General features: G+C 43.7%; 7 protein-coding genes. All 7 read right to left on the minus strand.

Annotated features, from left to right (window positions below; translation table 11 throughout):
* Positions 1-107: 107 nt before the first annotated feature.
* Positions 108-1,286: a DUF5005 domain-containing protein gene (locus tag ABIB39_RS00180; protein WP_354426568.1), complete on the minus strand. Its 1,179-nt coding sequence runs from the start codon at positions 1,284-1,286 to the stop codon at positions 108-110.
* Between the two features lie 24 nt (positions 1,287-1,310).
* A complete protein-coding gene (locus ABIB39_RS00185) occupies positions 1,311-2,477 on the minus strand; it encodes a prolipoprotein diacylglyceryl transferase (RefSeq protein ID WP_354426569.1) in 1,167 nt (388 codons plus the stop codon).
* A gap of 107 nt (positions 2,478-2,584) precedes the next feature.
* Entirely contained in the window at positions 2,585-5,701 is a 3,117-nt protein-coding gene (locus tag ABIB39_RS00190) for a SusC/RagA family TonB-linked outer membrane protein (RefSeq protein ID WP_354426570.1), read from the minus strand.
* A gap of 39 nt (positions 5,702-5,740) precedes the next feature.
* Positions 5,741-7,447, minus strand: a complete 1,707-nt coding sequence (locus ABIB39_RS00195) for a RagB/SusD family nutrient uptake outer membrane protein (RefSeq protein ID WP_354426571.1) — start codon at positions 7,445-7,447, stop codon at positions 5,741-5,743.
* Positions 7,448-7,473: 26 nt separating this feature from the next.
* Entirely contained in the window at positions 7,474-10,569 is a 3,096-nt protein-coding gene (locus tag ABIB39_RS00200) for a SusC/RagA family TonB-linked outer membrane protein (RefSeq protein WP_354426572.1), read from the minus strand.
* Positions 10,570-10,663: 94 nt separating this feature from the next.
* Complete coding sequence (locus ABIB39_RS00205; RefSeq protein ID WP_354426573.1) at positions 10,664-11,671, minus strand: DUF4961 domain-containing protein; 1,008 nt, start codon at positions 11,669-11,671, stop codon at positions 10,664-10,666.
* 21 nt (positions 11,672-11,692) lie between these two features.
* Complete coding sequence (locus ABIB39_RS00210) at positions 11,693-12,130, minus strand: DUF5004 domain-containing protein (RefSeq protein WP_354426574.1); 438 nt, start codon at positions 12,128-12,130, stop codon at positions 11,693-11,695.
* Between the last annotated feature and the right edge of the window lie 9 nt (positions 12,131-12,139).

Raw genomic sequence — 12,139 nt, forward strand, 5'->3', positions numbered from 1 at the left:
TCTGTTAAGCGAAAAAATAATAATCTATAAGTATAATTGGCAGCAGACGCTAAATCAATTTAGCTAAAATAAATAATATTTTTATACTATCAAATTGGTTTCGGTAATTAATTGAATTTAACGCGGATAAAACGTGGACGGTACAGGTTTGGATGTTTTTGCAGGTCCTTTATAAACTCAACCGAATTAATATTGTAGCTAATCAGCAACTCACCTGGTTTTGATAGGGTTGGGTGTGCCTTAGCATTGTAAACTACAAAGGTTTTCTCTACCAGGTCAGGCTTGCAATCCCAAAGCCTTATTACCGGGCCAAAGGGGCCAACAGGGCTTGCGCCTATCTTCATACCCACGTTAGTACCCATACCACCCTCCTGAAATACCAGGGCATACCGCCCATCAGGTAGTGCCGATAGGCTTAGTTCGTTTGACACGCCCGTTGTAAGCACCCCGGCCTTGTTTATATCTGCCGCCCATTTTGTGCCATCCCAAAATTTCCATCTTTTGAAGTTTTCAAAATCGGTTGGAAGCACGCGTGCAACAAATAAACTTTTCACCAACCCCCGCACACCGTAAACGTAAATATAGCCATCGGGCCTGGTAGCACCTGCCTTTTTAGTGTTCACGTAAACACCGGCACCGTAAGAGCCTATATCATCTTTACCGTCGGTTAAATAAAAGGGCGTATCCATCTGTTTGGTCACTTTATATGGCGGCTTAGTACCGGGAGCAATTTTGATGAGCGTATTACCCATCTCCCTGAAACCAAAAGCACCTAAGCTTACATTACGTACCCTGTAGCCGAATAAGTATGTAGCTTTATTTGCCTGGTTTACAAACCCATCACCCAGCCAGTAGTAATCAGAACTGTCAGATTTTGGCGTTGTGGGGATAAACAATGGTTCGGCTTCTCCTTTTTTATCTGTATCCCAGTAAAACTTTATATTATTTTCTATAGGTTGGTTGCCATTAAGCACCGCTACCGAATTGTGGATCATTTTATACCCCGGCAACATGGTGTTATCGCGAATCTCCCCTATCATGCTATCACTAAAAATGAAAAGGGTTTTGGAGTTCGGCCCTGCCTGCTTGCCTTCAACCCCGCTTATCGGGATGGTGTAAATACCGTCGCCGCCAAACCAACCTGTGTTGCGCTTTAACAGGGCTGACCATTCCGGTGCTTCTGATACCGTGAATTTAATATGGGTAAGGTTTACAGCCTTTTTTTGCGCAATACTTTGCGACAACGCAGTACAAAGGTATATGCAAACAAGCGCAAGTCTTTTCATCACAAACTGGTTATTAACATAGGTTTACGCGGGTTTATAGGCAGGCCCAAAACGTTTATAGGCAATAATAATTATACCTGTTATACCGCCAAGCAATATAAGTGCCCCAATTAACTCCGCTTGGGTAAATGTAATACCTAAAAACCTGTAATTAAAATTTACACGAATGTGTTCTATCAAAAACCGCTCGCCACCATTAAGAACCAGGTAGATGGAAAACATCAGACCCGGAATCTTTATTTTTTTGCGTAACGCCCACATCAGCCCAAACATGCCTATACAAAATACCAATTCGTAAAATGATGTGGGGTAAACACCCGTTGGCAGCACGTTACAATAATTGCCATCGCAACCGGGTATTGTTATACCGGCATTTAAAGCGTTATGCGGATAATTAAAACTCCACATCCAATCTGGCAGCAGGTTTAGCCAATTAGGTTTGGGTTGATGGTTTATAATACCCCAATCGCCATCACCAGATAGATGGCAACCAATGCGGCCAATGCCATAGGCGAGCATCATGCCGGGCGAGCCAATATCTGCCAGGTGCACCTGTTTCATACCATAACGGTAGCCGATGTACAAGTAAGTGAGCGCTCCAAATATCAATCCGCCGTAGTAAGCAAAGCCGTTTGAGGAGAAAAATATCCCCGCAGGGTCATGCAAAAACAGGTTAAAACGATCTGCGATGTCAAATAGTTTTGCTCCAATGAAGCCAAAAAAACCTACGCTGAATACAATAAGCCCCATTAGCTGGTATGGGTGGCGGGTTTCTTCGACCACCGTTGGCCTGGCTAATTGATGTTTTTTCCTATCCGAGTAAACCCAAATTGCAAACCCGGTACCTATGAGCAAACCCGAAGCCAGGTTACCGTTTAACGACAGCAGGTATCCGCCCGGGTCTTTAGCGAATAGGGCATAGTTATAAACCGCACCGAACACTTTATAACCGAAAAGAAATCCCAATACAAAATTTACTACCAGGTCTAATACTGATGCCGGCCGACCGGTAACTACTTTACGTTTAAATGCGTGTATTTTTCCGTTAGCTTCGTACCTTTTAAATTCGGATGTGAACACGATATATGCTCCTAAAAAAGACAAAGCCACAAAAAAACCAAAAGTTTGAATAGGGAACGAAAAACGGGCGTGGAAGAGGTATTCAAACAGGTGGCCAATGGTTGGAAACATAGTACTAATGTATAAAATACCTGCCGAATGCTTTTTGAATGGGCTTTATAAAAAAGGCAGGGGCCAACTGCAAATTGCGCTAACCCCTGCCTTATTAAATATCCTGCTTAGAAACCCAGTTGAACACCTAAGTTTACAACGCGCTGGTTAATGTAGGCATCACCCGCAGTGTTTGTAGAGATCTCCGGATCTTGTTGATATTTATTGTAATTATCCCATGTGAACAAGTTGTATGCACTCATGTAGACCCTTGCATTGTTTATTTTGAAAGGCAATAGCTTGGTTGGTAATTGGTAACCAATATCAATAGTTTTTAAACGGATGTAGTATGCGTTAACCAACCAATAATCGCTAAAGTATGATGTAGGGCTGTTTACCGATGTTGGGTTAAGGCCTAACCGTGGAAAGTTAGCGGTTGCGGCTGTAGCGGGCGTCCATCTTTCTTGATGTATTGGCTGAAACTGGCTCTGGAACGGCTCTATACCGGTACCCAATACCGCAAAGCTGTAGTTGAATGATCCCTGTAGCAATACACTTATACTAAAACCCTTGTATACACCCTGTAGCGAAAGGCCCAGGATAGTATTCGGCAGGTTAGGATTACCTATGGCACGTTTATCAAATACGTTTATCACACCATCACCGTTTAGGTCTTCGTAACGAAGATCACCCGGTTGCAATTGTATACCATTATCGGGTATAGCAATTTTGTTGCCCGCGTTTGATCCGTTAGTAGCCTGGTATGCACTGATAGCAGAAATATCCTGCGCCGTATAGTATCCTAAGAAGTGGTAACCATATTGCTGGCCAATAGAGTAACCGGTTTGTGCAAGCCAGGGATAGGCCGGTGCTGCTTCGTCTTTAAATAAAATTTTGTTTTTGGCGTATGAGAAAACAAGGCCGGTATTGTACTGGAACTTGCCGATGTTACCATGGTAGCTTATCTGCCCGTCGAACCCCTGGTTTTGGGTTTTGCCAAGGTTAACCGCAGGCAGGTCTACACCTAACCCCAAAGGCACACTGCCAGGGGTTATCAGCTGTTTGTCGCGCACATCATGGAAGTAATCAAACGTAACAGATATTTTATCGTTAAATAAGTTCATATCCAAACCAATATCCAATTTGCGGGCGCGTTCCCAAACAACTGTAGGGTTACCCAGTGCACCTTCATAAATGGTAACATAAGGTTGTGGCGACTGGCCAAAATTGTAGCCGCCACCATTGTTATAAACCTGGTTGTACACATAACGGTTACCCGGCGCCGCATCAGAACCAACTAAACCGTAGCTGGCCCTTAATTTAAACAGGCTAAAGAATGGCAATGCTTTACTAAAGAAGTCCTCTTTCACTAAGTTATAACCCACGCTCACAGCCGGGAAAATACCAAAGCGGTGGTTTGCTGCAAAACGGTCGGTACCGTTATAGGCAACGTTAAAATCTACCAGGTATTTTTGTTTGTAATCATACCCTAACTTGCCTGATACGCCCCTGAATTTTTGAGGTACACCAACCAAGTCTCCCGACAATAAATTGGCCGCATACAATGTGTTTGCGGTTTGGTTAAATAAAACCAAGCCCGAAAAGTGATGCGTATTTCTGAACGTACGGTCGTAATTTAAATATAACTGCAAGTTGTAGTTATTGGTATTTTGATCGGTATTACCTGTTAAACCATACGTTTGATACACATAGGTCCCTCCCGGGCGCAATGAATACTGATCGGTAGTCGGGTCGTAATGGTATGATGGGATCCCCTCGTTAAATATTTGTTTAGTGTACTGCTCGATACTTGAGTAAGCTATGCGGCCGGTAACAGATAAGCCATCTGTTATGGCATCCAGTTTTTGGGTAGCGCCAAACAAAAAGTTAAAATCTGTTCTGCGGGCATGCTGATAACCGCCGGTGGCAAGCCTTGCATTTAGCGTAGGCAGGTGATCGGGGTTAAATTGCGAATACGCGTAACTGTAGCTACCGTTAGGGTTTAAGTATGGCGATGTAAATGGGGTTTCTTTTGTAAAGTTATACACCTCTCCTACAGCGTTTTGATTGTAAGGCTGGTTTAAGTCAGAAAAACGGGTGGTTACATCTAAGCGAAGGTCGAGCGTTTTGGTAACCTTTAGATCGAGGTTGGAACGGAAGTTATACCTGCGGAAATAATAGTTGGTGTTCACCAAGGCTTGCGGGTCGGCAAAATCGCGTACCAAACCGTCTTGGTTTAGGGCACCGCCCGATATAAAGTATTTTAAAGCGTCTGACCCGCCCGATATATCCAGGTTAGCATTGGACTGATAACTCTGTTTTTTAAAGATCTTTTCGTACCAGTTTACATTTGGGTGCCCGTATGGGTCATTACCATTTTTGAAGGCGTCCAGATCTGCCGGGGTGAAGCTCTGCGGGATGCCATCATTCAATTGCGCTTCGTTTATTAACAATGCCGAATTGTACGAATCCAAAAATTTTGGTGTTTTGGTTGGCTGTTGCATGCCACCCTCAACTCTAACGTTTACCTTTGGTGCACCACCTTTACCACGGCGTGTAGTTACTACTAATACACCGTTGGCGCCTTTAATACCATATACGGCTGTTGACGATGCATCCTTCAGGATAGAGATATTTTCAATTTCGTTTACATTTATCTGCTGTAACTGGTCGTAATTGTATTCAATATCATCTACGATAATAAGCGGCTGGTTACCTGCAGGGTTTAATGAACTTACACCACGAATGTAAAAGTCTGACGCATCTCTGCCCGGTTGGCCTGATCCCTGTTGCGAGAAGAAACCCGGTAATTTACCCGTAAGCGCATTTTGCACGTTTGCTGTTGGTACGGTACGGATATCGCTGGCCGAAATTGAACTTACGGCACCTGTGCTTGTAATACGTTTACGTGTACCATAAGCGATTACCGATACCTCATCCAACCCATTGGTGCTGGTTTGCATAATAACATCAAGCGTTGTTTTATCGCCTACTTTAACTTCCTGCGTTACGTAACCTATAAAGCGGAAAACAATGGTTTTTGACTGCCCCCTTAACGTGATAGAGAACCTGCCGTTAACATCAGCAATGCCCCCGTTGGTAGGGATGCCTTTTTCTACAACAGATACCCCCGGCAAAACCCCGGTAAGATCGCGCACTCTACCAGTTACTACTGTGTTTTGTGCAAACAAAGCCCCCGGTAGCAACATGAATATTATTGGAAAGAAAAGTATTATTTTTCTCATAACTGCTTAATTAATTGGTTTAAATTGCCTGTTTGGTAGTTACCATCCGGGGTTTTGTTTCATATTAGGGTTCTTTTGCACTTCGTCATACGGGATAGGGTACAAATACATCTTTGGCGTAATAAACTTGGTCGCCAGTACATTTATCGGGTTATAATTAAATATAGCACCCACCTTTACTATACTAACCCCTTTGCGTGGCTGGTTCATATTGGTTTCGGCCAGTTTCCAACGGCGAATATCCCAATAGCGGTTCTCTTCGAAAGCGAGTTCAACGCGGCGTTCACTTTGTATTACGGTGCGCATTTCATCTTTTGTCATGCCGGCTTTTAAACCATATTGGTTAGTTGCACCAGCTCTAATACCCGCACGTTTGCGTGTACTTATTAAAGTGTTATAAACGTCGGTAGTTGGCCCGGCAGATTCGTTAAGCGCTTCGGCGTAACCTAATAACAGGTCAGAATAACGCATGATCAGCCAATCTGTACTGTGGGCGCTATAGTTGTTGGTGTTCTCAAAATTGCCCATAAACTTCCGCATGTAGTAGCCGGTTTTGGTTTGCTGCAAAGCACCATTCGGTTTACTTTGGCCACCTTCGTAGGTTTGTAATTGCGTGTTTAACCAATCTGCACCGTTATAAAGAATGGTTTTGGTAAGCCTTGGGTCGCGGTCAGTGTAGGGCTTGTTGCTATCATAGCCTGATGCAGCATCGCCAATAGGCAAACCGTTCGCCATCGGGAACGCATCAACCAAATCTTGCGTTGGGCTGGTTTGGCCTTTACCAGTTGCTGCGGTAAAACCAACAGGCCCGTTGGTAGTCTCTACACTGTTACTATTATCGCCCTGGCGCATAAATAGTATTTCGGGGTTGTTCTGTGTCAGGAACACATCTTTAAATTCCGGTAATAACGAGTATGTGCCCAGGTCCATTACATCTTTAGCGGCGGCGGCAGCGGCAGCCCATCGCGACGCCTGAAAATCGGTATAGCCTGTTAAGGGGTTTGACGCATCAATGTTGCCACCGTTAAATAATGGGCTTGCGGCATATAACAACACACGTGCTTTTAATGCCATTGCGGTACCTTTGGTTACGCGGTGGCTATCGGCATCCGGGTCGGCAATTGGGTATGTTAACAGCGTATCTTTTATAGCGTCGCACTCGCTTACAATGTATTTAACACAATCATCAAAGCTGTTGCGTGGCAAGGTTATATCATCCGTAATGGTATATACCTTGTTACCCATTAACGGTATACCACCATAACGTTTTATCAGTTCAAAATAAAAATACGCGCGCAATAAACGCGCTTCGCTCTTCCAAACATATTTCATCGAATAGCCTTTATACTTGGCCAGTACAGGCACAACATCAATATGGTTTACAAATTCGTTGGCCTGGCGGATGCCTGCATAGTATGAGCCAAAAAGGTTTTCTTCGTTAGGTAAACTATAGGAGTTGTAAGCACCGGTGGAAAGTATGGTAACCACATTGGTTGGGCTCGATGCTGAAGAAATAGCATCGTCAGATGCGGCGTCGAGATAATCGCCCGCCACACGGTTATGGCCATTTTTTAATACCGAGTAAATCCCGTACAGGTATTTCTGCGCATTTGAACCGGCCGAATCCCTCGGGTCGAAAATTTTATCTATCCCAACTTTATCAACCGGGACCTGCTCGTACTTTTTGCAACCTGCAATTGCCAATATCAGTGCTATGGCTGCTATAATATTTTTTTGATGTTTCATGATCATAATTTTTTAATGGCCAAAAATTAAAGCTTAACAGTAACACCTGCGTTTACTACCCTTTGTATGGGGTAAGCGCCGTTGCTTACCTCAGGGTCTATCCCTTTGTAGCCATATAAGGTTACCAGGTTTTCGCCATTCGCAAATACCCTTACGCCCGATAATTTTAACTTATGTACCCATTGATAAGGCAGGTTGTAGCCTACCTCTGCATTTTTAAGCCTCAAGTAGTCGCCCCTGCGCAGGTAAAGGGTAGAGTTTGCCGTGTTGTTGGCGTTACCTAAAGACAAGCGTGGAAGCGTTGCAGTTGCCGATGTTTCGGGCGTCCACCTGCCGGTTAGGTTATCATAACCCTGGCCTGCGTAATTAAGCCCCAGGAAGCCGATGCCTGCAAAGCCGTTCACCATAGAGTTATTGAATAAGATCTCGCGGTTTTTAACACCCTGAACGATCATACTAAAGCTGAACCCTTTGTAGTTAAACCCTAATGATGCGCCATAAAAAAATAGCGGTTTTTTATTGCCGATGGCTGAGATATCAAATTGGTTAATTACCCCGTCGTTATTTAAATCCTGGTACTTTACATCGCCTGCCTGCGCGGTGTAACCTGTGGTGGTTGCACTTGTAGCAGCCTCTTGCGCGTCTTTAAAGAAACCTAAAGCCGTGTAGCCATATATAGCACCGGTTGACTGGCCCGTACGGCGCAACCAAGGGTATGGCGTTGGTGTTTCATCGCTATAAACAGACTTTGAATACTGAAGCGAGGCATTACCCGATATAAAATAATTAAAGTTATTGATATGGTTTTGGTAGGTTAGCGTCAGTTCCTCGCCCTGGTTAAGCACTACACCGATATTTTCTACCGAGTATGGTGTTCCTAACAATAAGCTATTGCGGCCACGTATTTGTAACAGATCTTTATACCTGTCGTGATAATAGTCTGCAGTAATTTTAAAGTGTTTGTCAAACAATTCAATGTCGGCACCTATGTCTATCTTATCTGCTTTTTCCCAGCTGATAAGCGGATTAGCTAACTGATTGGCAAATTCACCTTGCACACCGGCACGTACATTACCTGTAACATATTGGTAGCCATTTGGCGAGCCGTAAGTTTGTAAGAAGTTATAGTAGCCAAAGTTATCTACGTTGGCATTACCGGTACGGCCATAAGTAGCACGCCATTTCCATGAGTTTATCCAGCTAAAGTTATCTTTAATAAAGCTTTCTTTAGCCATTTGCCAGCCTAAACCTCCGGCGTAAAACAAGCCGAATTGTTTATTTGGCGGATACCTGTCGTAACCGCTGCGGTTTACAGCGCCTTCTATAAAGTATTTACCATCGTAGTTGTACCCTGCTTTAAACGCCTCGTTGGTGGTTGTGCTGGTTAAATCGAAGTTAAGGTTTACCGAACGGGTATCGTATAATGCCTGGCCCGTAAAATTATGTTTACCAAATGTCCTGTCGTAGTTTAATGATAGCTGCGCGAATGAATAACGGGCGCTTGATACACTGCTAAAAACATTTTTCTGTGATGACGATGTACCCACAGCGGCATAGGTGTCATCGGTTTTTATTAAAAAAGAATTGTTTTGTAACGATCTAAACAAAGCACTCTGCGAAGAAAGTGCCAGGTTACCTCTCGCCTTGCCGGAAAGGCCAGGGGTTACACTGCTCATATCATAGGTAAGATCCAGGTTGGCTAATACATCGTTACTGTTGGTACGCTGGTAACCCGAGTATTGCGATTGCGCTAAAAGGTTGTTATTAAATGTTGTTGTACCTGCAAAAGAGTTATCGGGGTTATAAATAGGATAAGCATTATTCGGTGTAGAATATAATTGACCAAGGATATTATCATACCCTGCGCCCGGCTGGTTACCAGATTGGATACGGCCAAACATTTGCAGATCTACAACAAACTTTTTGGTTACGTTAACCGTCAGATCTGAGTTGATGATGTAGCGGCTAAGGTTGTTATTGGTGTTGTATGGTGATTCTGCCGCTGTTTTAAACATCCCATCCTGGTTAAGGTAGTTTAACGATACGTTGTAACGGGCAATATCTGTACCGCCGCTTACATTAAGCTTGTAGCTGTTCATAGGCGAATTTTTGCGAAGCAGGGTATTGTACCAGTTAACATCCGGGTGGCGGCTTGGGTCAGAATGGTCGCGGTAAGCTGCGATATCTGCGCCGCTGTAAATAGGTATTTTTCCGTCGTTCTGCAATGCTTCGTTATACAGGTAGGCATACTGATATGCAGGCAAAGGTGTTGGCAGGCCCAATGAAGTTTGCAACCCGGTTTGCGCCGTGAATGAGATACGTGGCTTACCTGCCAGGGCTCGCTTAGTAGTTATCAATATAACACCCCTTGAGCTATTTACGCCTAAAAGGATAGTAGAAAGCCCGTCTTTTAAAACTGAAACCGACTCGATACTTTCCGGGTCGAGAGAAGATATTTCTCGCTGCACACCATCAATGATAGTAATTGGAGCCTGCCCGCGTAATGACAAGCCAAACTCGGTATTATCATTAGCCGAATAGTTGTTGTGTAACACTACGTTACCAATAAAGTCGCTTTGTGTTTGGGCAGCCGTTTGCGGCGCCGCAAACCCTCTAAACTGTTGTGTATACAAACCTGCAAGCTGCCCGGGCAAAGCATATGTATATAATGTTGCAGGCGTAGTTGTAAGCTGGTTGGTGTAAATTGTTGATATAGCGCCAAGGCTTTTGCTTGCATCGGCTGTGCCATACAAAACATCAATCTTTGCCGGCGTTTTGATATAGGTATCAATAAGCCTAACCGTAATTTCGCGGTCGCCTTTTACCGTAACTTGCTGCACATTGTAATTTGGGTACATAAATACCAATACAGCGTTATTGGCGGCGGTAATTTCAAAGTGGCCTGCCCCATCGGTAGTTATCATATCGGTTTTACCTTTTACAGATACCTTGACACCCTTAAACGGCTTGCCATATTCGTCAAGCACAACTCCGCCGGCTATACCGGGGCGTGCAACATACGTTGCTATAGTATCCTGCTGCATGGCGCGGCCGGTTGTTACCAGCGCCAGCATTAGCATCACTAAAGCCGTAAAATATTTACTTAAGTAGCATTTAGCCATTGTATAAAGTTTAAATTGTTGGCAAAAAATAAAATATCGTTTTAGCAGGGCGTAAATAGGTTGTTATAAACGCACCGGTAGTATAAAAGGCTGTTTATCCGCACTTAAAGGTGTACACAAACGGATCCTGAGTGTTACCATACCCAACCCTTTTCGTACCCGTTTTATCGGTTACGAAGTACTCTATCTTGGTTATAGTTTGCGCATCAGTTGTATTAAATAGTGCTTTTGGCCAAAAAGTTATCCGGTAATGTTTGCTGTTAGGTGCTGTCTCCGCCATTCTGGTTTTATCTGTTTGCTCGCAAACTTTTATTGTTTTACCATCATTGGTGTAAGCCGTTGCGCACAGGTAAACTTCAGTCTCATCTTTAAGGCTTGTAGTTACTACTGTATTATCAAAGGTTAGCGAAACAAAATCGTTGTCTAATGATTTTGGCGGATCTATCACCGTAAGTTGCGGGTTACAAAAATCTACCAGATCGCCTGTGCCGCCCGTAGCTTCAAAACATGTGGGCGAATTTATTTGGCTGTAATAGGTACCAAACTCGTTGCTTGTATAAGCATTGACACTATCAGATATAACGTAACTTAACTTTACAATTGTGGGGTTACCATCGGCAGCAACTTTAAGGTTTATAGTTACATTGCCTTCAAAAGTAAAACCACCGCCATACGCGTAGTTTTTTTCTGATTGATAAACCACCCACTCCATATCATCAATGAGGTTGCCGGCGTTGCCAAACATCTTTTTGGTATAGGCAGGCCAGCTTAAGCCACCACCATTTTTAGGCAGTGAGTTTGCCGGAAGAAGAGACATAGTGCCGCCGCCCAGCGACTGACTGCTGTAGCTAATTTTGGCGTTGTCTGCCATTTTCCATCCCTTTGGCACCAGCATGGCAAATATTAGGTAATTGCCCGTTCCGTCACCTGCGGTTGGGATCTTAAAGTTGACTTTAATATTAATATTGCTGCCAACTACGGCAGTATTTGGTTGCTCAAGGCTGGTAATTTCTTCACCGCAACAAGCAAGCACTATGCCCAATATCAGAAAGGCACATGCTCTCCACAACCCCTTGCCTTTTATATGTAAAAATGATATCATAGTATTTTTTTTTGCTGTTTATTAATTAGTTTGCTGCAGTACGTACACATATGAGTTGTTGGCACAGCCCGGGCTAAACGTTAATGATAGCTGCCTTTTGCCGTTCACAATAGGATAGGTAAAAGCGGTCGAAAGTGGTTCGGCACCTGCGGCTGTAAACGTTATTTTAAACGGGTATAAAGGGTCGTCAAGCGCGTAAGCACCGTCTTTGTTAACAATAAATGGCAGTTTGCTTATCAATTTATAAGTACCATTCTCAAACTGGATCCTAAACTGGCTAAAATCAACCAGCCCGGCCAGGTCGGTACCGTTACGGGTTGCTTTTATCACCTGCCAGCTGCCGGTTATATCTTTCAGGGCTTCCTGTTTTGGCAGTACCTTTTCTGTTTTGCATGATGCCGCCATTATTACTACTACAAGCAGCAACAGCATCTTTTTTATGTTATGATTACTTTTCATCAACTGTAT

The sequence above is a fragment of the Mucilaginibacter sp. UYP27 genome (genome assembly GCF_040547175.1).
Taxonomy (GTDB): domain Bacteria; phylum Bacteroidota; class Bacteroidia; order Sphingobacteriales; family Sphingobacteriaceae; genus Mucilaginibacter.

Coding starts and splice junctions, on each gene's coding strand:
- ABIB39_RS00180 (WP_354426568.1), bottom strand. CDS start 1,286: ATGAAAAGACTTGCGCTTGTTTGCATATACCTTTGTACTGCGTTGTCG.
- ABIB39_RS00185 (WP_354426569.1), bottom strand. CDS start 2,477: ATGTTTCCAACCATTGGCCACCTGTTTGAATACCTCTTCCACGCCCGT.
- ABIB39_RS00190 (WP_354426570.1), bottom strand. CDS start 5,701: ATGAGAAAAATAATACTTTTCTTTCCAATAATATTCATGTTGCTACCG.
- ABIB39_RS00195 (WP_354426571.1), bottom strand. CDS start 7,447: ATGAAACATCAAAAAAATATTATAGCAGCCATAGCACTGATATTGGCA.
- ABIB39_RS00200 (WP_354426572.1), bottom strand. CDS start 10,569: ATGGCTAAATGCTACTTAAGTAAATATTTTACGGCTTTAGTGATGCTA.
- ABIB39_RS00205 (WP_354426573.1), bottom strand. CDS start 11,671: ATGATATCATTTTTACATATAAAAGGCAAGGGGTTGTGGAGAGCATGT.
- ABIB39_RS00210 (WP_354426574.1), bottom strand. CDS start 12,130: ATGAAAAGTAATCATAACATAAAAAAGATGCTGTTGCTGCTTGTAGTA.